The 23,330-nt window shown below is 70.4% G+C and carries 19 protein-coding genes and 1 riboswitch; of the genes, 7 read left to right on the top strand and 12 right to left on the bottom strand.

What is annotated here, in order from left to right; genetic code table 11:
* Window positions 1-526: 526 nt before the first annotated feature.
* Together AC067Z_RS25270 and AC067Z_RS25265 are read left to right on the top strand one after the other, a co-directional pair.
* A complete protein-coding gene (locus tag AC067Z_RS25270; protein WP_478791878.1) occupies window positions 527-4,642 on the top strand; it encodes an SGNH/GDSL hydrolase family protein in 4,116 nt (1,371 codons plus the stop codon).
* Between the two features lie 133 nt (window positions 4,643-4,775).
* Window positions 4,776-5,309 carry a hypothetical protein gene (locus AC067Z_RS25265; protein ID WP_478791877.1) on the top strand — a complete coding sequence of 178 codons (534 nt, stop codon included), beginning with the start codon at window positions 4,776-4,778 and terminating at the stop codon, window positions 5,307-5,309.
* 52 nt (window positions 5,310-5,361) lie between these two features.
* Here the strand turns inward: AC067Z_RS25265 and AC067Z_RS25260 are convergent, their stop codons facing one another.
* Window positions 5,362-6,045 carry an O-methyltransferase gene (locus AC067Z_RS25260; protein WP_478791876.1) on the bottom strand — a complete coding sequence of 228 codons (684 nt, stop codon included), beginning with the start codon at window positions 6,043-6,045 and terminating at the stop codon, window positions 5,362-5,364.
* Between the two features lie 14 nt (window positions 6,046-6,059).
* Window positions 6,060-7,196, bottom strand: a complete 1,137-nt coding sequence (locus AC067Z_RS25255; protein WP_478791875.1) for a DUF2330 domain-containing protein — start codon at window positions 7,194-7,196, stop codon at window positions 6,060-6,062.
* A 223-nt stretch (window positions 7,197-7,419) separates the two neighbouring features.
* On the opposite strand from AC067Z_RS25255, the gene AC067Z_RS25250 reads away from it, so the two are divergent.
* Window positions 7,420-9,432, top strand: a complete 2,013-nt coding sequence (locus tag AC067Z_RS25250) for a bifunctional glycosyltransferase 87/phosphatase PAP2 family protein (RefSeq protein ID WP_478791874.1) — start codon at window positions 7,420-7,422, stop codon at window positions 9,430-9,432.
* Window positions 9,433-9,486: 54 nt separating this feature from the next.
* On the opposite strand, the gene AC067Z_RS25245 is transcribed toward AC067Z_RS25250, so the two are convergent.
* On the bottom strand, window positions 9,487-9,918 hold the full coding sequence (locus AC067Z_RS25245) for an ATP-binding protein (protein ID WP_478791873.1): 432 nt from the start codon (window positions 9,916-9,918) through the stop codon (window positions 9,487-9,489).
* A gap of 100 nt (window positions 9,919-10,018) precedes the next feature.
* On the opposite strand from AC067Z_RS25245, the gene AC067Z_RS25240 reads away from it, so the two are divergent.
* The gene (locus tag AC067Z_RS25240) at window positions 10,019-10,870 is read left to right on the top strand and encodes a helix-turn-helix domain-containing protein (RefSeq protein ID WP_478792014.1); all 852 of its coding nucleotides are present in this window, start codon (window positions 10,019-10,021) and stop codon (window positions 10,868-10,870) included.
* Window positions 10,827-11,087 (top strand): DUF397 domain-containing protein, encoded by a 261-nt coding sequence (locus tag AC067Z_RS25235; protein ID WP_478791872.1) that lies wholly within the window; start codon window positions 10,827-10,829, stop codon window positions 11,085-11,087. Before AC067Z_RS25240 ends, AC067Z_RS25235 begins: the two co-directional genes overlap by 44 nt.
* 118 nt (window positions 11,088-11,205) lie before the next feature.
* Here the strand turns inward: AC067Z_RS25235 and AC067Z_RS25230 are convergent, their stop codons facing one another.
* Window positions 11,206-11,727, bottom strand: coding sequence for a hypothetical protein (locus tag AC067Z_RS25230; RefSeq protein ID WP_478791871.1), 522 nt, complete (start codon window positions 11,725-11,727; stop codon window positions 11,206-11,208).
* A 244-nt stretch (window positions 11,728-11,971) separates the two neighbouring features.
* Complete coding sequence (locus AC067Z_RS25225) at window positions 11,972-13,216, bottom strand: cytochrome P450 (protein WP_478791870.1); 1,245 nt, start codon at window positions 13,214-13,216, stop codon at window positions 11,972-11,974.
* Between the two features lie 257 nt (window positions 13,217-13,473).
* On the opposite strand from AC067Z_RS25225, the gene AC067Z_RS25220 reads away from it, so the two are divergent.
* Window positions 13,474-14,643 carry a steroid 3-ketoacyl-CoA thiolase gene (locus tag AC067Z_RS25220; protein WP_478791869.1) on the top strand — a complete coding sequence of 390 codons (1,170 nt, stop codon included), beginning with the start codon at window positions 13,474-13,476 and terminating at the stop codon, window positions 14,641-14,643.
* Between the two features lie 130 nt (window positions 14,644-14,773).
* On the opposite strand, the gene AC067Z_RS25215 is transcribed toward AC067Z_RS25220, so the two are convergent.
* The 7 genes from AC067Z_RS25215 to AC067Z_RS25185 all read right to left on the bottom strand — a co-directional run bounded on the left by AC067Z_RS25215 (window position 14,774) and on the right by AC067Z_RS25185 (window position 22,528).
* On the bottom strand, window positions 14,774-15,181 hold the full coding sequence (locus AC067Z_RS25215) for an aggregation-promoting factor C-terminal-like domain-containing protein (RefSeq protein WP_478791868.1): 408 nt from the start codon (window positions 15,179-15,181) through the stop codon (window positions 14,774-14,776).
* Between the two features lie 318 nt (window positions 15,182-15,499).
* On the bottom strand, window positions 15,500-16,330 hold the full coding sequence (locus AC067Z_RS25210) for an ECF transporter S component (RefSeq protein ID WP_478791867.1): 831 nt from the start codon (window positions 16,328-16,330) through the stop codon (window positions 15,500-15,502).
* Window positions 16,331-16,371: 41 nt separating this feature from the next.
* A complete protein-coding gene (locus tag AC067Z_RS25205; RefSeq protein ID WP_478791866.1) occupies window positions 16,372-18,156 on the bottom strand; it encodes an ABC transporter ATP-binding protein in 1,785 nt (594 codons plus the stop codon).
* A complete protein-coding gene (locus AC067Z_RS25200) occupies window positions 18,153-19,334 on the bottom strand; it encodes an energy-coupling factor transporter transmembrane component T family protein (RefSeq protein ID WP_478791865.1) in 1,182 nt (393 codons plus the stop codon). The genes AC067Z_RS25205 and AC067Z_RS25200 overlap by 4 nt, the downstream gene beginning before the upstream one ends.
* On the bottom strand, window positions 19,331-19,999 hold the full coding sequence (locus AC067Z_RS25195) for an SCO2322 family protein (protein WP_478791864.1): 669 nt from the start codon (window positions 19,997-19,999) through the stop codon (window positions 19,331-19,333). The genes AC067Z_RS25200 and AC067Z_RS25195 overlap by 4 nt, the downstream gene beginning before the upstream one ends.
* On the bottom strand, window positions 19,999-21,222 hold the full coding sequence (locus AC067Z_RS25190; protein ID WP_478791863.1) for a prenyltransferase/squalene oxidase repeat-containing protein: 1,224 nt from the start codon (window positions 21,220-21,222) through the stop codon (window positions 19,999-20,001). The genes AC067Z_RS25195 and AC067Z_RS25190 overlap by 1 nt, the downstream gene beginning before the upstream one ends.
* Before the next feature lie 110 nt (window positions 21,223-21,332).
* Window positions 21,333-21,459: riboswitch (cobalamin riboswitch) on the bottom strand.
* 31 nt (window positions 21,460-21,490) lie between these two features.
* Entirely contained in the window at window positions 21,491-22,528 is a 1,038-nt protein-coding gene (locus AC067Z_RS25185; RefSeq protein ID WP_478791862.1) for an MBL fold metallo-hydrolase, read from the bottom strand.
* A gap of 353 nt (window positions 22,529-22,881) precedes the next feature.
* Here AC067Z_RS25185 and AC067Z_RS25180 point away from each other — a divergent pair, with 353 nt between their 5' ends.
* Window positions 22,882-23,316: an HIT family protein gene (locus AC067Z_RS25180; RefSeq protein WP_478791861.1), complete on the top strand. Its 435-nt coding sequence runs from the start codon at window positions 22,882-22,884 to the stop codon at window positions 23,314-23,316.
* The last annotated feature ends 14 nt before the right edge of the window (window positions 23,317-23,330 follow it).

The following is a 23,330-nucleotide window of genomic DNA, read 5'->3' as shown; positions in this document are numbered from 1 at the left end:
CGTGTCGGTAGAAACGGCTGTTCGTATCGGTCTGTCCGCTGCTGTCCTGGCGAGTGCGTCTGCTGTTCGACGAGACCGGCGCCGGGCGATCCAGGGGCGTCCGGCTCCGCTCCCACTACGTGGCGGCCACGCCCCCCACTGAGGACTTCGGCTTCCTGCGCCGCCCACGCCGGACCTGCGCACCGGAAGCGCGGTCGGCTCCGGCAACCCGTCATGGGTGCCCGCCGCAGGAGGCGTCCCCCCTCGGCCCGGCCTTGAACACATGAGGCTGCGCTGACGATCCCGGTGCTCGCGGTCACCGGGTGCTGCACGACCACAGCACCCTCTCGGGCCGATCGAGCCCGAGTCCCGAGCCGGGCCGCCGTGCCCCCACCCGTCCCTCTTCCTTTCGGCTTCCTTTCCCTGCGTGCTGCCAGGGGCGAGGACGGGCTGGGCTGCTGCCATGCCCGCACGCCTGTGCGGGCGCGAAACCACAGAAAAGGAAACCCAGTTGAGACGCGACTTACTGAGATATGCGCGTGTGCCGGTGACGACAGTGCTTGCGCTGTCCCTGTCCGCCGGCATCGCCACTACTCAGGCATTCGCGGCAGCGCCCCCGCCAGGGGCCGCCGAGGGCTGGTCCCAGCCCGCCGCCCGCGACGCCGGGACGAAGCCCGGCGACCAGCCCACTGCCGTGCCCGTCGAGCGGCGCAGCGAGATATTGGGCGCGGACTACAAGAAGTCGTCCGACCGGGCGTTCACCACGTCAGGTGACGGCACCGGCTTCCACCTCCTGGTGGCCGGTGAGAAGGACGGCTACGCGTGGCGGACCGCCGCATCGCTGTCCGAGTCCGGGTTCGAGACCGACACGTGGATCGGCAACGCGTGTGTCACCGAGTCGGGCACGTACGCGGCCGTCGCCTATGCGCCGCGTACGTTCACGAACAAGCCGGAACTGATGACGCGCGGCGCGTTCACGGCCGTGGTGAACCTGGACAGCGGCCAGATCACGAAGCTGCCGTTCCAGGCCACGCTCGGCTATTTCTCCCCCGGCTGCGGCCACGGTGACGACGCCGTGTTCACCGCGCTGGCCGACGACGCCTCGGCGAAGAGCCAGACCCGTCTGGTGACCGTCGACGCCACGACGGGGAAGGTCGCGACGAAGCAGACGGTCGTCGGCCAGGTCACCTCCGCCGTTCCGACCCGAAACGGCATCGTCGCCGCCTCCGGCAACCACATCGTGGCCGTCGAGGACAGCAAGGTCCGCGCGGTCGCGGAGACGAAGGCGTGGCCGTTCCAGCTGAAGGCCGACGCCGACGGAGGCGTCACCTTCATCGACCCCGACCCGAAGTCCGGCAAGGCCCAGGGCGCCGCGGCCGGCAAGGCCGGCAGCGCCGCCGCAGGTGCCAAGGTCCGCAGTGCCGCCGATCCCACGGCGGCGGTCTTCCGCGTCAGCGCCGAGCAGATCGACAAGCCCGACGCGAATGCCAAGCCCGCCGGCCTCGCCCAGGGCAAGCTGACCGACTTCGACCTCACCTCCACCCCCGGCGGCGAGGTGTACGTGACCGGCGAGGCCGCGACCACGTCGCGTGCGGCCGGTGTCCTGCACAACCCGGGCGGCATCGACAAGGACGCCCGTGTCTCCAGCCGGGGACAGGCGTTCGTGTCGTCCCGGTGGTCGGACGGCAAGGACTCGCGGATCCGCCCGGACGAGGCCCTGGAGGCCCGCACGGTCCGCACCACGGTCAAGACGGCCGACACCCGCAAGACGGTGGTCCTGGACGCGCCTCCGGGCGGGGACCAGGTCGGCGGCCAGAAGCAGCAGACGCAGGGCACGCAGACCAGCCCGGTCCTCCTCGCGCAGGGTGTCAAGGCGGGCGCCTTCCGGGCAGCTGCCGCGGCGAACGACACGGTCGAGGCCGACCGGTACTGCTCGGTTCCGCGCAACGACCCGAAGAAGCAGGCGTTCCAGCCCACCCCGCGCCAGGTCGAGTGGGCCGTTGACCAGGCCGTCGTCGGCAAGCTCAACAAGGGCGCGACCCGACCGGCGAACTGGAAGAACACCGGCATGGCGGCGTACGCCCCGCAGTCGCTGTTCCCGCTGACGCCACTGGCGGGCGGCTCCGGTGAGGACTGGTACGTGCCCTCGCAGGTGATGCTCGGCATCACCGCGCAGGAGTCCAACATGTGGCAGGCCACCCGGCTCGCGGTGCCCGGTGTCACGGCGAACTCACTGATCGGCAACTTCTACGGCATCAAGTACTCCTCCTCCGGCCAGCAGGCCGACCCGTGGGGGATCGACTTCGCCGAGGCCGACTGCGGCTACGGCATCACCCAGGTCACCGACGGCATGCGGATGCACGGCAAGGAGAAGAAGGACGAGCAGCCCAAGACCACGGTCCAGCAGGAGGCCGTGGCCCTGGACTACGCCGCGAACATCGCAGCAGGTGTCAACATTCTCATCGAGAAGTGGAACACCACCCGTAAGGACGGGCTGACCATCAACGAGGGTCACCCGAAGTACATCGAGAACTGGTTCTACGCCCTGTGGGCGTACAACTCCGGGTACTACCCCAAGTCGAGCCCGGTGAACGGCAAGTGGGGTGTGGGCTGGACGAACAACCCGGCCAACCCGCTGTGGAAGGAGAACCGGACACCGTTCCTCGAGGCGGCGAACGGCAAGGACGACTACAGCCACGCCGCGCACCCGCAGGACTGGCCGTACGAGGAGAAGGTCATCGGCTGGGCCGCCCGTCCGATCGCGGCCATGTTCAAGCCCGGGGACATCAAGGCCGGCTACGTCGCCGCCTGGTGGAACACCAACGAGGCCCGGACCACGGCGAAGCCGCCGATCTTCACCTTCTGCGGTTCCCAGAACACCTGCGTGCCCTCGAAGATCGGTGAAGGCGCCTCCAACGACGACGGCAAGGGACCGTGCGCGCTGCCCGGTGATCCTCACGACAAGGACCCGCTCTACCTGAAGTGCTGGTGGAACGAGCCGGTCAGCTGGAAGAACTGCACCACCGCAGCTCTGTGCGGCAATGCGATCCACCGATTCAACGACACGTACCCCGAGCAGCCGGACGAGAATTCCTACGCGCCGCGCTGCAACACCGGCCTCCCGGGCGGGTCACTGATCGTCGACAACCTGCCCAACGGCACGGTCCCGGCCGGATCCTCCGGGCGGACCTGCACCGTCGGCTCCACTGGCTCCTTCCAGTTCACCTTCGCCGGTGAGGGCGGAAAGTACCCGTCCAAGGTCGACCTGCACCAGATAGGTGCGGGCAACGGCAACCACTTCTGGATGGGGCACACCCGCTGGCTCGCCACTGCCGACGGCAAGCGGCTCCACGTCAGCGGCAAGTGGACGCTCAACAGCTCCAAGCGGGGCTGGATGCGCGTCTTCGCCCACATACCGGACCACGGTGCGCACACCCGGCAGGCCGCCTACAGGATCGGTGGCACCGACTCCAAGAGCCCGGTCCGGGTGCACCCGCAGCGGATCCGGCAGAACAAGTGGGTCGACCTGGGCGTGTTCAACTTCACCGGCACGCCGACGGTGACCCTCGACACCGACACCGACGACGGCACCGGTGACGAGGACATCGCGTGGGACTCGGTGGCCTTCCAGCCGCTGTCGGCCAAGCCGAAGGACTTCGTGGTCGCCATGGGCGACTCGTACTCCTCCGGTGAGGGCGCTTCCGAGGGCAACCGGGACTACTACCCGGAGACCAACTACCTCGACAAGCAGGACAAGAAGACCCGCAACGCCTGCCACCGCTCCACCCAGGCGTGGTCGCGACAGGCCGTCATCCCGGGCCGCTCCAAGTCCGTAGGCGCCATGGCCGACGAGTACGGATCGGCCATGGACTACCACCTGATCGCCTGCTCCGGCGCCCGCACCTACAACGTTGTGCACGCCGGTGTGGTGCAGGACAGCGGCGGTGAGAAGCCGCAGATCGACAAGGGCTACCTGGACCAGCACACCACCCTGGTCACCATCTCGATCGGTGGCAACGACGCCCGCTTCGCCGACATCATCCAGAAGTGCCTGACCGCCGTGAACGGCGGCAACTGCAAGGACAGGACGTTCGAGGAGGGTGACGTCGACGGCCCCGTCGGCGGCCGTGACCGCAAGTTCATCGGCCGGCCCCTGGAGCAGGCCGCTGTCGGCGTCGTCAAGGAGATCGTCCGGCCGGACATCCTCAAGACCCTGAAGGAGATCAACTCCAAGGCGCCGAACGCGAAGATCGTGCTCATGGGCTACCCGCCGCTCATCGAGAACCGCGGTGAGTGCCTGAGCGTGTCCATCCCCGGCGTCCAGGTCGGCCTGTCGGCCAGCTCCACGGACTGGCTGACCAGCGTCGCCAACACCCTCTCCGCAGAGATGCAGGGCGCAGCCGACGACGCCAACAAGGCGGGCATCAAGACCTGGTTCTCCAACCCGAAGACCAACTTCGCCGGCAAGGCGGTCTGCGGTGACCCGGAGTCCGTCCACGGCATCGTCAAGACGCTGGTGGACTCCGACAACCCGGTGGAGGACTACCCGGTTCTGCAGGCGCTCGGCCTGGGCCTGTCCGCCCAGTCGTTCCACCCGAAGATCGGGGGCGCCCGCCTCTACGCGGACTCCCTGGAACGTACGATGGGCGGCATGGGCCTGTAGCCCAGCACCTGTCCTGACGTGCCACACGGGCCCCGCCGCCGGCGGGGCCCGTGCCGTTCACCGCACCATCGACGGAGCGAAGATGAGTACCGGTACTCATGAACCCCCAGCACCGGGCAGGGATCATCGGATCATGCCTATGCGGAAACACACTGTGGCTGTCGCCGCAGCCGCAGCCGCCGTCTTCACTCTGGCAGGCTGCGGGCCGAGCGATGACGACCTGTTCTCCAACCTCAACGGCAGCGAACCCTCCGGCGCGTCCGACACCGGTTCCCCGGGCCCGGACGCGCCACGGTCCGATGCTCCGCCGAACTACGCGGACAACAACCGGGTCCTGCAGCCCGGCGAGATGAGCCCGCAGGACGAGAAGGCGGCCGGGGAAATGGCCGCCGAGGTCGCACGGGCCCTCGACGAACTGCGCCGGAGCGGCAGGATCAGTCCCGCAGAAGTACGGCCCGTACTCGCACGGATCGCCCCTCCCGCCGACCTCACCGTGAAGGAGCGGGTGATCGGCACCGCGATGGAGAAGGCCGAAGGCAGCGACTACGGCATCTGGGTCGGCGAGACCGCCTGCGTCACCGGAGCCGTCAGCAAGGACCGTGTGTGGGCCGACACCAACGGCCCTTATCCCGAGACGGGTTGCATGTCCCCGCCGTCCACCCACTGAGGCATCACGGACCGGCCGCCCGTGCGTACAGCGCTCGGGCGGCCGTCCCGCCTCACTCCACCACGCGTGCCACCAGCAGGCCGTCCCAGCCCTTCGTGCCCACCGTCTGGAACGCCGTCGCGTCCAGACGCGGCTCGTCCGCGACGAATCGGAACATCTGCTGCGTGCCGAGGACCGCCTGGTCCTTGCTCGACGAGTCCGTCACCGCACCGCCCCGGACCACGTTGTCGACGACGATGACGCTGCCGGGGCGCGTCAGACGCAGCGCCCACTCCACGTAGTGCGGGTTGTTCACCTTGTCCGCGTCGATGAACACCAGGTCGAACGGGCCCGCACCCGGTTCCGCCGCGATCCGCGGGAGCAGGTCGAGCGCCGCGCCCGTCCGGACCTCGGCCACCTTGTCGACTCCCGCGCGGGCCAGGTTCGCGCGGGCGACCTCCGCGTGGGCGGGGTTGTACTCCAGCGAGATCAGCCTGCCGTCCGAGGGCAGCGCGCAGGCCAGCCAGATCGTGCTGTAGCCGCCGAGAGTGCCGATCTCCAGCACCGTGCGGGCGCCCTGGATCCGGGCCAGGAGGTGCAGCAGCTTGCCCTGGTTCGGCGCGACGTCGATCGCGGGGAGTCCCGCCTCCTTGTTCGCGGCGAGCGCCGCCGTGAGCGCGTCGTCCTCGGGGACGAGGAGACCGGAGACGTAGCGGTCGACGGCGTTCCACCGGTCCTGAAAGGAATCCTGAGTCATGCAATCAACCTATTTCAGGCGACCGGCGGCGGCACATGAATCGGCCGAGGCGGTACGACCGGCCTGCGCCGACGGGCCCGTAGGACGAACAGGGCGACCCCAGCCGCGGCGGCCGCACCCCCGCCGAGCGTCACGGTCCACGCCGGAACACCCCCCAGCGTCAGCAGATCGTCGTCCCACACCACCCGCCGAAAGGGGGTGTCTTCGGCGCTCACGCGCAGCTCGTGGTCGCCGCTGATCCGGCTCGGGTCGGGAAAGCGCTGGTCGAAGGCGGTGAGGAAGCGTTCCTTCCCGCCGGTGAGACGGCCGACCGCACCACCCGGGTCGATCTTCCCCGCATACGTGACCTCCGGCTCGTCGCCGCCGATCGCCGAACGCGGCTCCATGCGGTGGGGTGCGAGCACGAACAGGCCCAGCGACTGGGACGTCGTCGCCCGACGCGAAAGCCGCATGGGGTAGACGAGTTCGTCGCTCGCGAAGGTCAGCCGCAGGGGGTCGAGCGTGCCGCTCAGCACGGCGCCCTTCTCGCGCGGCGCCAGGCGCACGGCCACGTACTCCCAGCCCCGGTCGACATACGGTCGCAGGTCCCCGGTGAGACCCGCGGGCATCTCGAAGCCGTTCTCGTCCAGCCAGTCGCCCAGTGCGTCCGGATCGGTCGCCGTCAGGCGGGCGACGTCGAAGTCACCCAGCCGTTCGCGCCCGACGACACCCACGCCGGGCTCCGCCGCGGCGGGCGGTGGCGCGGCGGCGCCGGCCCCGTCCAACTCGTCGTCGAACGGCCAGTCGCCGTTCCGCGGCCAGAAGTAGTGCCGCTCGCGGTGCTCGGGCGCGGTGATGCGCACCAGCTCGTCGAAGAGGGCGCCGTCCGCCAGTTCGGCCGTGGCCCGACCGGGCACCGGCATGATCCACGCTGCCCGCGGCGTGTCCGAGTCCACCGTGAAACGCATGACGATCTGCTCGGTGCGGCCGTCCCAGTCGACCACCGAGGTCTCCCGGTCGACGGAGATCCGCGCATGCGGATCCGGCACCATCGCCCCGCAACCGCAGGCGTACGCCGGTGCGATGAGCGAGCCGAGCTGAAGCGCGAGCAGCGCCAGGACGACGGTGAGCAGGCGCACGAGTGCCCCGCGATCTTGTATGTTCCCCCGCATACCTCCTGTGACGACGTGGCTGCGGTCGCGGTTCCGGCTGGTCAGCGCGTTCCGGGGACAGCCGACCGTCAAATATCGGACAGTAACGGGATGACAGTCAGGCGAAGAGGGGGTTGCCTGGGTCTTTCCAACGGGGCAGTGCGACGCTCTACCAGCGCCCTGTGAAGCAAAGAGCAGTATCGCGGGATCAGGACGACACGACGGTGGGGAGGCGCGGCGCGACGTGGCGAACGCGGAACGCAGCGTGCGCAGGAGCACGACGGACACGAGGGTCGGCGCGGCCAGGGCGGTGCTGTGGCTCGTCGCCGCCGTGCTCGCCGTACGGCAGACGGCAGCGGTACTGCGGCTGCCACCCGGCGAACGGCTGACCGACCTGGAGACCTGGGTCGGTGAGCGGGGCGTCCTGCATGTCACCGGCTCCCTCTACGACGCCGACAAGTTCACCGGCACACCGTTCGCCGGGCTCGTCCTCAAACCGTTCGCCAGCTCCGCGCAGCAGAGCCTCGGCGTCGCATGGACCTTCGGCACCCTGCTGCTCGTGGTCGCCCTCGGCCTCGTCGTCTCCCGGGCCCTGCCGGTGCCGGTGTCGCGACGCAGCACGCTGCTGGCCGCCCCGGTCGCGATCAGCGTGTTGATGCTGTCCCTGCCCGTGCGCAACAGCTTCCACCTCGGGCAGACCAGCATCATCCCCGTCCTGCTCGTCCTGCTCGGCTGCTTCGCCGCGCGCGGCGAGAGATCCTCCGGCCTGCTCATCGGTCTCGGCGCGGCGCTCCAGCCCACCGTCCTGCTGTTCGCACCGCTGCTGTGGTTCACCGGCCGCAAGCAGGCCGCCGCGACCGCGACAGGCACGTTCGCGGCGCTCTCCGCGCTCTCCTGGGCGGCGCTGCCCGGCGACTCGTGGACGTACTGGGTCCACCATGTCGCCGGCGCCGGGCTCGGTGCGCGCCCCGACAGCCTCGCCAACCAGTCCCTGCACGGCGCGCTGTTGCGATTCGGACTGCACGGGCCGCTCGAGATCGCGCTGTACGTGCTGCTCGCCGCCGCCGTCGCGTACGTCGGTCTGCGCCGGGCCGTGCGGTACGCGAACGACGGCCAGCTCCTCCTCGCTGTCGCCCTCACCGGCTGCGTCGCCGTCGCCGTCTCCCCGACCGCCTGGCAGCACCAGCTGCTGTGGGTGCTCCTCGCCGTCGTCGGCCGGGTCGGCAAGCGGGCCTCCGACCGCATGCTGTGGCCGGTTCTCGTCGTTCTCGCGATGACCCTGCCGGGCAAGATGCTGCTGCCCAACATGGCGACACTGGACCCCGTCCGCGACAACGCGCTGCTCATCGCCGCGCTCGCCGCTGCCTGCGCGGTGCCGTTCCTGTCGCTGACCTCGCCGTACTTCCGGCGCCCCGTCCCGACCGAGTACGCGAAGCCCGTCGACGCGCGCTGGAGGCACGTACCGCTGCTGCCGTTCTGGCGCCGGGTCCTCAGCCGCCCGAACCTGCTCCTCGAACTCCTGGTGATCCGGGTCGGCTACTCGGTCTACTCCCACATCCGCGCAGCCGCCACCGGCAGCGTCGAGGCCGCGGAGTCGCACGCCCGGCAGATCCACTCCCTCGAGGGCGCGCTCGGCCTCGACATCGAGCACTGGATCAACCACGCGGTGGTGAGGACGGAGTGGGCGGAGGCATTCTTCAACTTCTATTACACGTCGTTCCACTTCGTGATCCCGCTGGGCATCCTCGGTGTCCTCTACGTCCGCCGCCCCTCCGACTACCGGTGGGCCCGCACCTCGCTGGCTTTCGCGACCGTGCTCGCGCTGCTCGGCTTCTGGCTGTACCCGCTGGCGCCGCCACGGCTCATGCCCGGCATGGGCTTCATCGACACCGTCCACGGCCCGCAGGATCTCGCCAACCCTGACTACGGAGCGATGACGGCCGTCACGAACCAGTACGCGGCCATGCCCTCGCTGCATTTCGGCTGGTCACTGTGGTGCGGTCTGATCGTGCTCGCGCTCGCACCGAAACTGTGGATGAAGCTTCTGGCACTGCTGCACCCGCTGTTCACGGTGTGCGCGATCGTCGCCACGGCCAACCACTGGGTCCTGGACGCGGCGGGCGGCGCGGCCGTCGTCGGCGCGGGTTTCGGTCTGACCTACCTGCTGGCGGGCCGCCGCCAACTCCGGCTCCCGGCAGGCGCCGTGCCGAAGGCCCGGTCGATCAGCGAAAAGGAAGCCGAGCCCGCACGCGCGTGAGCCCCGGGGGGTGCGGAACAGTCGTTCCGCACCCCCCGGGGTGGATCGTCGCGTTCAGCCATGGTCCGACACTCGGGCGCGTTCCGCCACTTGAGAGGTGCGCGGGGCGACCTCGAACCACACGGCCTTGCCGCCCTGCGGACCCGTGTCGAGGCCCCACTTGTCGACCACCGCGTCGAGCAGCGCGAGGCCGCGTCCCGACTCGTCGTCGTCGGCCGCCACCCGCGGCACCGGCCGGCGACCGGAATCGTCCGACACCTCGACGCGTACGCCCTCCGGGTGCCGCAGGATGAGCAACCCGCAGCGCCCGCCCGGGACATGACGCACCACGTTGGCCAGCAGCTCGGTGACCGCCAGCTCGACGGAGTCGGTCAGTTCGCGCAGCTTCCACAGGGTGAGGTAGCAGCGGACGATCCGGCGGATGTGCCGGGCGGAGTGGGGGCCTGCGGTGAAACGCATACCGTACTGGGGAATGTCTTCGTTCACGGTACGAGCCTGGCCTGCGGCGACTACGCTCGGCTACCGAACGGACGCAACGTGTGCGGTGGTTTCCGGAGTTGACCGAGGGGGTCCCGTAGTGACCGACATCCGACACATCAACGCCCTGGATCCGAGCGCGTCACCGCTCGACTACTACGGCTACGAGCTGCGCAGACACCGCGAGACGGCCGGCCTGACGCAGAAGCAGCTCGGCGCGATCGTCAACTACACGGGCTCGCTGGTGGGCCAGGTGGAGACGGCGCGGAAGTTGCCGACGGCGGAGTTCACGGAGAGGGTGGATGCCGCGCTCGGCGCATCGGGTGCGCTGATCAGGCTCCTGCCGTTGGTGCTGCGGCACCAACTACCCGTGTGGTTCCAGCAATACGCGGAGCTAGAGGCCTCGGCACGCCAGATCTACACCTTCCAACCCCAGCTTGTGCACGGGCTACTGCAAACAGAGGCATACGCCAGGGCCGTCCTCGGCGTCATGACCCGCGCGGACCTTGACGAGAGGGCGGCCGCGAGATTGGCGCGTCAGCGGCTCTTGACTCAGGAGCGGGGCCCGCTGCTGTGGTTCGTCATGAGCGAGGCGGTGCTGTGTCAGCGCCTTGGCGGAACCACAGTCATGCGCGGCCAACTGGCTCATCTGTTGAACTGCCACCGAACGTCCCAGGCCAACATCCAGATCCTGCCTTTCGACGCAGGTGCCCACGCCGGATTGTCCGGCGCATTCACTGTTTTTCGCTTCGAGCGCGGCCCGGACATGGCATACACCGAGGACTACCGATCCGGCCATTCCATCGCCAACGACCCTGAGGTCCAGGAACTTTCCCTCCGCTACGCTCGCCTGCAGGCCGCTGCCCTGTCAGTCGAGGATTCGGCGGAGCTGATCCGGCAGGTGATGGAGGAACGCTATGAAGAGCGGCACGCAGTGGCGCAGGTCCAGCTACAGCGATGACAAGGGCGGGGAGTGCGTGGAGTGCGCCCCGCTCGGCGGCGCCGCCTGGCGCAAGTCGAGCCACAGCGGCAGCACCGGCGGTGAGTGCGTCGAGTGCGCGCCCACCGCCCACGCCGTCGCCGTACGCGACTCCAAGGACGTCACCCGCCCCGCGCTGCACGTCTCGCGCCCGGCCTTCGCGGCGTTCGTAGCGGCGGCGTCCCAGGGCGAGTTCTAGGCCCCTGTTCCCGGCCGGGTCGTCCGCTCGACGTGCCGGCCCCGTCCGCCGCCGAAACGCGGATGAGTGTGCTGCCCAATTGAGCAGCACACTCATCCGCGTCACTTCCGTTGGATATCTAGCAGGCCGTCGTCCCGCGAACCGCGTCGACAAGCGCCGTCGACGAAGTCGAGGAGTTCTTCATAATCGCGGTCACCTTGCCGCATCCGCCCCGCTTCTCGTACACCGGGCCTGCGTACTGGCTGAAAGTGCCCTTGTCCTCGGTGCAACCGTCAGCAATGTAGTTCGAGCACAGCTTGACTTTCATCCACTTCGCAACGCCCATGTTGTTGTCGAAGATGGAACACACCGGCTGGTCGTTGGCCGCGCCGGGCTTCGTGTAGATGAACAGGGTTCCGAACCGCCGCTCGTCCGGGAGGCGTTCGGCGTAGTAGAGCGACCAGCCGGTACCGCAGACGTTCGCAGCTGCCGCGACCGCGGCCGGTGCGTCGGCGGCGATCGCGCGCGTGGGCGCGGAGGCATCGGAAGCGATGCGCGGGGACGGTGCCGCCTGCGCGGCCGCCGGCCCGGCGGTCATGTAGAACAGCCCCAGAATCAGGCCGAATATCGCGACGATCGATGCGCCGGTCTTGCGTGTCATTCATCACTCCCACGGTTTGCTCGGAATTCTGGATTCCGAGCGTTCAGACTCCTTCAGTTCTTCCGAACTGCCCGTCGAGAGTAAATGAGAAAGTTTCGCTTCATCGGGAAAATTCACATGCGGAATTATCGGCATCGTTTTCCGGGACGCGTGTCCGGAGTGGCGTTGCGCGGGAGGCGAAGTCCGGGCGTGGGTGGGTTGGTCCCCGCCTCCCGCGGTCCGGTGCGGACCAGGGGCCCGCGGATCAACCGCGGGTGACCTGGAGCTCCTTGATCCCGTTCAGCCATGCCGAGCGCAGCCGGCGCGGGTCGCCCGTCAGGCGCAGGTCCGGCAGGGCGTCGGCTATCGCCTGGAAGATGAGGTCGATCTCCATCACGGCCAGCGACTTGCCGAGGCAGAAGTGCGGGCCGCCGCCCCCGAAGCCGAGATGCGGGTTGGGGTCGCGGGTGATGTCGAAGCGTTCCGGGGTGTTGAAGACGTCGGGGTCGTTGTTGGCGGAGGAGTAGAACAGGCCGACCCGGTCGCCCTTCTTGATGTGCGCGCCGCCCAGTTCCACGTCCTGGGTGGCCGTGCGCTGGAAGGAGACGACCGGGGTCGCCCAGCGCACGATCTCCTCGGCGGTCGTCGTGGGGCGCTCGCGCTTGTAGAGCTCCCACTGGTCGGGGTGGGTCAGGAACGCGTGCATGCCGTGGCTGATGGCGTTGCGCGTCGTCTCGTTCCCGGCCACGGCCAGCAGGATCACGAAGAAGCCGAACTCGTCGGAGGAGAGGTTCCCTTCGCCCTCCGCCGCCACCAGCTGGCTGACGATGTCCTTCGCCGGGCACTCCTTGCGGCTTGCCGCCAGGTTCATGGCGTACGAGACGATCTCCATCGCCGCCTCGGTGCCGACCTCCTCCGTGATCGCGTACTCGGGGTCGTCGTACGCGGCCATCTTGTTGGACCAGTCGAAGATCTTGGAGCGGTCCTCCTGGGGGACGCCGATGAGCTCGGCGATGGCCTGCAGGGGGAGTTCGACGGCGATGTTGGTGACGAAGTCGAAGCTGCCGTCGTCCTTCGACGCCGCGATCGCCCCCTCGACGATCGACCGGGCGCGGCGGCGCAGCGCATCCTCCAGGGAGCGCACCGCGCGCGGGGTGAATCCGCGCTGGACGATCTGGCGGACCCGGGTGTGCTCCGGCGGGTCCATGTTCAGCATGATCAGCTTCTGGACCTCGATCTGGTCACGGCTGATCGACTCGTTGAAGCGAATGACGGCCGTGTTGGTGTTCGACGAGAACAGTTCGGGGTGCGTGGAGACGTGCTTGACGTCCGCGTGCCGGGTGACGACCCAGTACCCCGCGTCGTCGAAGCCGGAGATCCCGGTCGGCTGGGTGCACCACCAGACCGGGGCGGTGCGCCGCATCTCGGCGAACTCCGGGTGCGGGACACGGGCTTGGAGAAGGTCGGGATCGGTGAAGTCGAACCCTTCGGGCAGATGGGGGCAGGACATCGGCAGCTCCGCGTTCGGGTGGGACGGTCTGACGGTCCATCAGAAGGTGTCCGAAAGGTAGTAACGAGTTCTACAAGTGGCAAGGGTCGCGGCCCCAACTGTTGCCCGGAAAGGGTGCACTGGGGGCGTGCAAGACCCTTGCGTACCGGCGGTAGCACTCATAAGACTTCTCGGAGAACTAGAACGCGTACTAGTTCACGAGTTCGGCCCCGAGGGCGCCGGGACGCCCGGAGGCCGTGCGAGGAAAGGACGAGCTCATGGCCGCGGAACCCGTCATCGTCGAAGCCGTACGCACCCCCATCGGTAAGCGGGGAGGACTCCTCGCCAACCTCCACCCCGCTTACCTGCTGGGCGAGACCTACCGCGAACTCCTCGGCCGCACCGGCATCCACGCCGACTGCGTCGAACAGATCGTCGGCGGCACCGTCACCCACGCCGGCGAGCAGTCGATGAACCCCGCGCGCACCGCCTGGCTGACCGTGGGACTGCCCTACGAGACGGCCGCGACAACCGTCGACTGCCAGTGCGGGTCGTCGCAGCAGGCGAGCCACATGGTCGCCAACATGATCGCGGCCGGAGTCATCGACATCGGCATCAGCTGCGGTGTGGAGGCCATGTCACGAGTGCCGCTCGGCAGCGGCTCCAAGCACGGCCCCGGGAAGCCGTTCCCCGACGAGTGGAACGTCGACCTGCCCAACCAGTTCGAGGCGGCCGAGCGCATAGCCCGCCGGCGCAAGCTGACGCGCGAGGACGTGGACAGGCTGGGACTGCTCTCGCAGGAGCGGGCCGCGGTCGCCTGGAGCGAGGAACGCTTCAAACGCGAGACGTTCGCCGTGCAGGTGCCGACGACCGAGGAGGAGCAGGCCGCGGGACAGGGCATGTGGCGGCTCGTCGACCGCGACGAAGGGCTGCGCGACACCTCGATGGAGGCGCTGGCAGGGCTGAAACCGGTCATGCCGACCGCCGTGCACACCGCCGGGAACTCGTCGCAGATCTCGGACGGTGCCGCCGCCCTCATGTGGGCGTCCAAGCGGATGGCGCGTGCCCTGAAACTGAAGCCGCGCGCCCGGATCGTCGCGCAGGCCCTCGTCGGGGCGGACCCGCACTTCCACCTCGACGGCCCGATCGACGCCACGCGCGCCGTGCTCGGCAAGGCAGGCATGTCGCTCAGGGACATCGACCTGGTCGAGGTCAACGAGGCGTTCGCTTCGGTCGTGCTGAGCTGGTCGCAGGTCTTCGACCAGGACCTGGACAAGGTGAACGTCAACGGCGGAGGTATCGCACTCGGCCACCCCGTGGGTGCGACGGGCGCGCGCCTGATCACCACCGCGTTGCACGAACTGGAGCGCAGGGACAAGGAGTTCGCGCTGATCACGATGTGTGCGGGCGGGGCACAGGCGACGGGGACGATCATCCAGCGGCTGTAGCCGCGGACGCCGCCGCGCAGGGGCAGGCGAAGAGACTCCGAAGCAGTCGATCGCTTCGGAGCCTCTTCGCGTGCCGGCGGGGGTCAGGTCCGGCCGGCGGTCCGGTGCCAGTGATCCTGCGCCCGTCGGCTCAGTACCAGTGGTTGTTCTGCCAGAAGTCCCAGGCGCCGCACGGGCTGCCGTAGCGCTCCTTCATGTAGTCCAGACCCCACTCGATCTGGGTCTTCGGGTTCGTCTTCCAGTCCGAGCCGGCGCTGGCCATCTTCGAACCGGGCAGGGCCTGGACCAGGCCGTACGCGCCGGACGAGGCGTTGGTCGCGGTGTGGTCCCACCGGGACTCGTGCTCCACGATCTTGCTGAAGCACTGGTACTCGCCCGCGGGCATCATCTTCTTCGCGATCTGCTGCGGAGAGGCGGTCGCGGCCGATGCCGTCGAGGTCGCCCCCATCACCGCGCCTGCCGTACCGAGCAGCACGGCGGCGCCGGCGACGACGGACTTGTGGCGGGCGGTGAAGCGGGTGATCTGCGAGCGGGACAAGGCGCTGCCTAACGTCGGGGACGGGGAGTCGCGGGCCGGGGCCGAGCAATGCCGGATGCGGGGCGTGTGTGCCCTGCGTGTGCCGGGCTCGAGGCCCTGCGGTGCCGTGCGACGAGAACAGTTGTAGCCGGGGCGGCAGGCAGGGCGCCGTGACTGGCCTCACCCCCTGCATACGACCCGAAAGGGGCAAGTGGGGCCAATGGCTCGGATGGTGTAGGGAGTCGTCTGCGCAGGTCGGAGCGGGGGCGAGGGCTCATGGCCCCGGCCGGTGCGCCTACTAGGCAGGGTCGTTTCGGGACCAAGGTCCTGTGGGCCGCGTCATGTCCTCGGCGCGCGTTCCGTGGCCTCGAAAGTGACCTGCGCCTCGAAGGCGGCACGGCGCGTGGCGCGGCGCAGCGCCTTCAGCAGCGTCCCGCCGAGGGTGAGGGTGAGGACGACGGTCAGAACGGCCCGGCCCAGGTCCCAGCCGAGCGAGGTCGCCGTGCAGTACGCGAGGAAGCGGACCAGGTTCTCGTGCACGGCCTCGCCCGGGTGGAACGAGATCCCCGACGCCAGCCCGCCGATGTACGTCCAGCCCTGCAGATTCATCACCGTGCCGTACGCGAAGGCCGCGACCGCCCCGTACGCGGCGAGCATCATCAGCTCGCCCCGGCCACGGAGCCGGTCCGGACCGGGCAGCAGACCCGCGCCCATCGTGAACCAGCCCATCGCCAGCATCTGGAACGGCATCCAGGGCCCGACCCCGCCCGTGAGCAGCGCGGACGCGGCCATCGTGACCGAGCCGAGCACGAACCCGAAACCGGGCCCGAGCACCCGGCCGCTCAGCACCATCAGGAAGAACATGGGCTCCAGACCCGCGGTGCCCGCACCCAGCGGTCTCAGCGCCGCGCCGACCGCGGCCAGCACACCGAGCATCGCCACCGCCTTGGCGTCCACGCCGGCGTCGGAGATCGTGGCGACGACGACGGCGACGAGAAGCGGCAGCAGCGCGGCGAACAGCCAGGGCGCGTCGGCGGAGTGCGCGAGCCCGGAGCTGCTGTCGGCGAGCAGCGGCCAGCCGAAGAACACCACGCCGACGGCGCTGATGAGCACGAGCGCGGCGACGGAGCGGGGGCCGAGGCGGATGGGGCGTGCCGGTGTCTGCTGCACGGGTCGGTCCGGTGCCTGCTGCGCGGGTCGGTCCGGCCGGTTCACCGGGCGGCCTCGTGCAGGGCCGCCTCGACCTGGGAGACGGTCAGCCACTTCTGCGGGGCCAGGATCTTGGCGACCTGCGGGGCGAAGGCGGGCGACGCCACGACCACGTCCGCGGTCGGACCGTCCGCGACGATCTCGCCGTCGGCGAGCACGATCACCCGGTGCGCGAGCTCGGCGGCGAGCTCCACGTCGTGGGTGGCGAGCACGAGGGAGTGCCCCTCGGCGGTGAGGCCCCTCAGCACGGCGACGAGCCGGGTCTTCGCGGCGTAGTCCAGACCGCGGGTCGGTTCGTCGAGCAGGATCAGCGGCGGACGAGCGGTCAGCACGATCGCCAGGGCGAGCGCGAGCCGCTGCCCCTCGGAGAGGTCGCGCGGGTGCGTGGCGTCGGGAACGCCGGGCAGCAGCGTCGTGACGAGCTCCCGGCAGGTGCCGGGGGCGGCCCCGGCATCCGCGTCGGCGGCCGCGCACTCGGCGGCGACCGTGTCCGCGTACAGGAGGTCCCGGGGCTCCTGGGGCACGAGCCCGACGTGCCTGATCAGCTCCTGGGGCTGCGTGCGGTGGGGTGTGTGCCCGCCGACGGTGACGGCCCCGGCCGTCGGCTCGACCATCCCCACGAGCGTGCCGAGCAGGGTCGACTTGCCGGCGCCGTTGCGCCCCATGAGGGCGACGGTCTCGCCGGGACCGACGGTGAGGTCGACGCCGCGGAGGGCATCGACGCGGGCCCGGCGGACGCCGAGGGCGCGGGTGCGGGCGATGTCTCCCGCGGCGGGCGCGGCGGCGACGGGTCCGGGGGCGCGGCGCCACGGGGCGAGCAGGCGGGGGAGCGCGCCGCCGCTGGGTGGGCCGCTGGGTGGGGCGTTTTCCCCTGTCCGCCCCTTCCCGGACCGGGGCTTTGCCCCAGACCCCGTACGGCCTTCGGCCGTGTCCTCGATCGCCGGACGGGCTGGAGTTGCCCGCAGACCGACTTCCGCCAGGCTGTCACGCAGCGCCCCCGCTCCGCGCCGCGCGTCCCGCACCGACAGTGGCAGGGGCGACCAACCCGCCAGCCGCCCGAGCGCCACCACCGGCGGGTGAACCGGCGACACCGCCATCACCGAGGCGGGGTCGCCCACCACCGGTGCCTCGCCCGGCCCCGGCAGGAGGATCACGCGGTCCGCGTACTGGACCACGCGCTCCAGGCGGTGCTCCGCCATCAGGACGGTCGTGCCCAGGTCGTGCACCAGGCGCTGGAGCACAGCCAGCACCTCCTCCGCCGCCGCGGGGTCCAGAGCGGACGTCGGCTCGTCGAGGACCAGCACCTTCGGGTGGGTCGTCAGCACGGAGCCGATCGCCACCCGCTGCTGCTGGCCCCCGGACAGCGTCGCGATCGGCCGGTCGCGCAGCGGCGCCAGCCCCAGCAGGTCCAGTGTCTCCTCCACCCGGCGGCGCATCACATCGGGTGCGAGGCCCAGCGACTCCATCCCGTACGCGAGTTCGTCCTCCACCGTGTCGGTGACGAAGTGCGCGAGCGGGTCCTGGCCCACCGTGCCCACGACATCGGCGAGTTCACGTGGCTTGTGGGTGCGGGTGTCCCGGCCGTCGACCGTCACCCGGCCCCGGAGCGTGCCGCCCGTGAAATGCGGCACCAGCCCGGAGACCGCGCCCAGCAATGTCGACTTGCCGACCCCGGACGGGCCGACGAGCAGCACCAGTTCGCCCTCGGGGACCGTCAGGTCCACGTGCTCCAGCGTCGGCGCCGCGGCGTCGCCGTACGTCACCGTCACATCGTCGAAGCGGATCACGGGGTCGACTCCTTGGTGGGGGCGGGTGCGACGAAGGCAGGGAGCAGGCCGATCAGCACGCTCAGCGCCGGCCACAGCGGCAGCGTCGGCGCGACGGGCGGTACGACGCCGGGGTGCAGCGCGGCCGGATCCAGCGTGGCGGCACGGATCATCAGCGCGGCGACCGCGACGCCCGACCCGGCCACGAGCCAGGACCGTACGCCCCAGCGGTCGGGACGGTAGCGGCTGCGGACGGAGCGCCGTCCGCCCAGCCACAGTCCGCCCGCCGCCGCGAGCAGCCCGGTGACCAGCAGGGGTATGCCGTATCCCGCCCCCTGCGCGGCGAGCAGTCCGTACGAACCGGCGGCGACGCCGAGCAGCCCGCCGAGGGTGAGCACCGCCGTCGTGCGGCGCACGGCGGGCGGCACCTGCGCAGTGCGTCCGTAGCCGCGGGCGTCCATCGACGCGGCGACCGCCACGGACCTCTCCAGCGCTCCCTCCAGGACCGGCAGCGCGATCTGGGCGACGGCCCTCACACCCCCGGTGGGGCGGCCCCGGAGCCGACGCACGGTGCGCAGCCGCAGGACGTCCGCGACCATGTTCGGCGCGAAGGTCATGGCGACGACGACGGCCACCCCGGCCTCGTACAGGGCGCCGGGCAGCGACTTGAGCAGCCGGGCGGGGTTGGCGAGCGCGTTCGCGGCACCCACGCAGATGAGCAGGGTCGCGAGTTTGGCCCCGTCGTACAGGGCGAACAGCAGCTGCTCGCCGGTGACGCGGCCGCCGATCCGGATGCCGTCGGCCCAGTCGGGCATGGGGACTTCGGGGAGGGTGAACAGCAGGTGCGTACCGGGGATGGGGGAGCCGAGGGCGACGGAGAACACGATCCGGATCGCGATCACGAACAGCCCCAGCTTGACGAACGCACCGTAGGAACGGGCCCAGGGCGCGTCGGTGCGGCGGGCGGCGACGACGTATCCGGCGACACCGACGAGCAGCCCGAGGAGCAGGGGGTTGGTCGTCCGCGAGGCGGCGACCGCGAGCCCGAGGGCCCAGAGCCACCAGGCCCCGGCGTGCAGGGAGTTGCTGCGGGAGGCGGCGGGCGCGCGGAGCGCGTCGAGCCGGGCGCGGGCGCGCCCGGCCCGTATCGTCGGCGGGGCCGGCGCCGGCCCGGCGTCCTCCGGGGCACGCGGCGTCATCGGCGGTGGCGGCGGGACTGCCAGAGCGCCGCCGCGGCCAGTGCCAGGACCGCCGCGATGCCCGCGTACACACCCACAGACGGGCCGCCGTCCCGGGCGGCCTCTCCGGCCGTGGGCGTGGCGGTGGCCGGCCCCGACTCCGGCGGCTCGGCGTCCGCGACCTGCTCGCCGCAGCCCGACTCCGGGTAGCCCGAGATCGCGCACAACAGCGCCTCGCTGTTGTAGCGCAGCGGCTTCGCCACCTGCGCCAGAGCTTCCGCCGTCGTCGCCGCCCGGGCGACCCGCGCGCACGCGGTCCGGGGCGCGGGAGGGGTCTCGCCCTTCGGCGCGTCCGCCGCCGTGCCGAAGTCGACGACGAGCGCCACCCGCTTCGTGCCGTCCTTCGCCGGGGTCCCGGCGCAGATCTCGGCGAAGTCCGGCGCGGTGCGCGGCTGTGCGGAGTCCCCGCTGTCCTCGCTCACCGAGAAGCGGAAGCCGTTCACGGACCCGTCCTCGGGGCGCGCGGTGGCCGGGCCCTCGGTGGCGTACGTCCACTTCTCGCCGCTGCTCTGCCAGAACGACCAGTAGCGGTAGCCGGCCGCCTGCGCCGGCGCCGAGCCCAGCACGGCGAGCAGCGCGGCGAGCCCGAGCAGGACGAGAACGCGGGGGGTCCGGGGAGTGCGCATCAGCCCTGCGACTTCCGGCGGCCGCTGAACAGGAAACCGACACCGATCGCGGCCACGAAGAACACGCCCACGATCCACCACGTCGACATCGACGACGAGTCCTTCTTTGCCTGCTTGTCCTTCGACGTGCCGGAGTCGGCGGCCGTCGGCGCAGGGCCCGTGGCGTTCAGGCCCGCCACCAGGTCCGTGGAGCCGAACGCCTTCGGGTCGCTGCCCGTCGCATGCGCGGCGAAGATCAGCTGGGCGTAGGCGGCAGGGCCGTTCTCCTTCGCCCACGCGGCCGCGTTCTGCTGCAGCCAGCCCAGCGGCTTCTTCGTCTGCTCGGTCATGCCCTGCGCGGACAGCGCGACGACGGCGTCCGCCGTGTTGCCGAAGTCAGGCTTGGGGGCGGTGTCCTCGGCGCCCGGCATCGGGGCCGTGTCGAAGTGACCCGTCTTCGCGAGGCCGTTCGTGAGGTACGCGGCGCCGTTGTGCGCCGCGTCCCCGACGTTCTCGCCCTTCTCGCACGCCGGGCCCTCGGCGTCCTTCGTGCCGGCGGTGGTCACCATGCCCTTGCCGTTCGCGGCGAGTACGGCGGCCGCGGTGGAGTCGGCGAGGATGCCGGGGGACTTGGTCTGGTAGACGAACGCGCCACCGTCCTTGCCGCCGCACGGCTTCGCGAACGTCAGCAGCGTGTCGAACGGCGACTTGCCGCTCTTGGACGTCACCTCGGCCGGCTTCTGGCCGGCGGCCTGCAGCGCGCCGATGACGACCGAGGTGGAGTTCGCGTCGCTCGCGCCGCCCGGGTTGTAGCCCCAGCCGCCGTCGTCGTTCTGCACCGACCGCAGCCAGTCGGTCGTTTTCTTCACGACGTCGTCCTTGCCGCCCAGCGCGGCGAGCGCCTGTACGGCCGCCGCGCTCGCGTTGGTGTCGAGCGGCAGCTTCGCGTCGCACGGCTTCGCGGGGTCGGCGCGGTACGAGGCGAACCCGCCGCTCGCGCACTGCTGCCCGGTGAGGAAGTCGACGGCCTTGTCGGCGGGCCGGTAGCCGACGGTGTCCTGGGCGAGCAGCGCCAGGGACTGCCGCCACACACCGTCGTACGTCGGGTCGGTCGTGCCGTACAGGCCCGAGGGCAGCGCGGCGGACGGCGTCGGGGACGGAGCGGCGACGGCTGCGGGTGCGGCGGTCAGCCCGAGCGCGACGGAGGCGATGAGTGCTGCGGCGCTGCGGCGGACGGGGGTCATGACGTGGGTGCCTCTCCTGCGGGCCGGGATCCGGGCACGCTTCGGGCACCTGGGCTCCGGCTCCGTATGCCTCGACGGTGCCGGTCACCGGCGGGGTGCCGGTGACACGAGCCGGTCACGACCGCGTGCGGGGCATTCCGACTCGCCGCTTCTGAGGCGGCTCACGGTTGCGGGTCAGTGCCGGATTCCCACCGGCTTCCCCCCGTACGGGCATGGACGACGCGCTCACTCTACCGGCCGGTCACCGGCCTGCGGGGGGTCGCTCGCGTCACACCGCCGCGTAGAGCGTCGGCGTGCTCCCCGCCACCACCTCCGCACGCCCCAGCTTCACCAGCCGCCGCAGATGGGCCTCCGCCTCCGAGACGGCGATGGTGCGCGAGCCGTACGGGATCTCGGCCCACGGACGGTTCCACTCCATCCGCTCGGCGACCTGCCAGGGGGTGAACGGACGGGTCAGAAGGGCGAGCAGGCCGCTCAGTCTCGCCTCGTGGTGGGCGAGCAGTTCCCGCACGCGGTCCGTCGCGCCGGTGAAGGCGTACTGGTGGGCGGGGAGGACCTCGGCGGGGGCGAGGCGGCCGATGCGTTCCAGGGAGTCGAGGTAGTCGCCGAGGGGGTCGGTGACCGTGTCGTCGTCGGGGTCCTCGTACAGGCCGATGTGCGGGGTGATGGCGGGCAGCAGGTGATCGCCGGAGAAGAGGCGGCCGTTGCCGGGGCGCCGGGTGGGGTGGTTTTCCTCGAGGTGCAGACAGACATGGCCGGGGGTGTGGCCGGGCGTCCACACCGCGCGCAGCCGACGGCCCGCGAGGTCGAGCAGTTCGCCGGGGACGATCTCCCAATCCGGCAGCGCCGCGCGCAGTCCGGGGAGGCCTCCGCCGCCGCCCGCGGCACGCATGGCGCGCAGCGGAGCGGTGTGCTCGGCGGGTGCGCCGGCGCGGTCCAGTTTGTCGGTGAGGTAGTCGAGCCACAGTCCCGGTTCGGCCTCGCGGGTGCGGCGGACGACGGTGGCGTCGGCTGCGTGCATCGCGATCCAGGCGCCGGACGCCTCGCGGACGCGTCCCGACAGGCCGTGGTGGTCGGGGTGGTGGTGGGTGATGACCACACCGTGGATCTCGGCGGGTGAGGTGCCGCAGGCCGCGAGGCCGGCGGCGAGGGTGTCCCAGGAGTGGGGGTCGTCCCAGCCGGTGTCGACGAGGACCGGGCCGCGGTCGGTGTCGAGGAGGTGGACCAGGGTGTGGCCGAGGGGGTTGTCGGGGATGGGTACGCGGATGGACCGTACGCCGCCGCCGTGATCGGTCACCTGGTTCATGGAGGGCTCCACTCTCTTCGACAGCAGAGCTCATGTAACTAGAACTCGTTGCAATAGTCGACAGGCCCGTACCCTCGCTTCGCTGATCACCGCGTCCCTCGTTCGGCTGATGTGCCGTCCGAGAGCCCTGAAGAGATCTTGCACAGCCATAACTTGGACCCCAACAGGCTCACTGGGATGGTCACCGGTTCGCAGTGGTGGTTTCCTCTTCCCCGAGCTGCGCGATCGGCTTACGCACGGTACATGCACGCGATACAGTCAGATACCGCTTCGTCAGGAGACCGTTGATGAGCGGTATTTGGCCAACTCGGGCGAAGAACAAGCAACGTTCAGCCCCAAATGGAACGGGACCGATGACCTCCACCAACCTTGAAGAGTTCCGAGTCAAGTTCCGGCTCGATGAGCTCACTATTCACTCAACAGAACACTGGACATGGTCCGTCCGTCCGGTTCATTCCACGCTGGGCTCGGGAATCCTGTCCCTCAACCGGTATGCGGACAGCTTCGCGGCCATCACGCCGGAGGAGGGCGCTGACCTTGCGGTCATGACGCGTCACATCGACTCGAAGCTGAAGAGTGTATTCGGCCCGCAGAAGATGAACTACATCATGCTGATGATGGTGGACAGTCATCTTCACTTCCATGTGCTGCCTCGATACGCAGCTGAGCAGCAGTTCGCCAGCGTGAGCTGGGTGGATTCGGGTTGGCCTACCCCTCCCGTGCTGAACGACAATGCGCACCTGGCCGAGTCGCCGACACTCGCCGAAGTCCGGGACGCACTCAAGTAGCCAACAGGAGGCTG

It is taken from the genome of Streptomyces sp. NPDC043812, assembly GCF_056436245.1.
The sequence above is the reverse complement of the archived record's forward strand: the minus strand, read 5'-3'. Positions and strand labels throughout refer to the sequence as shown.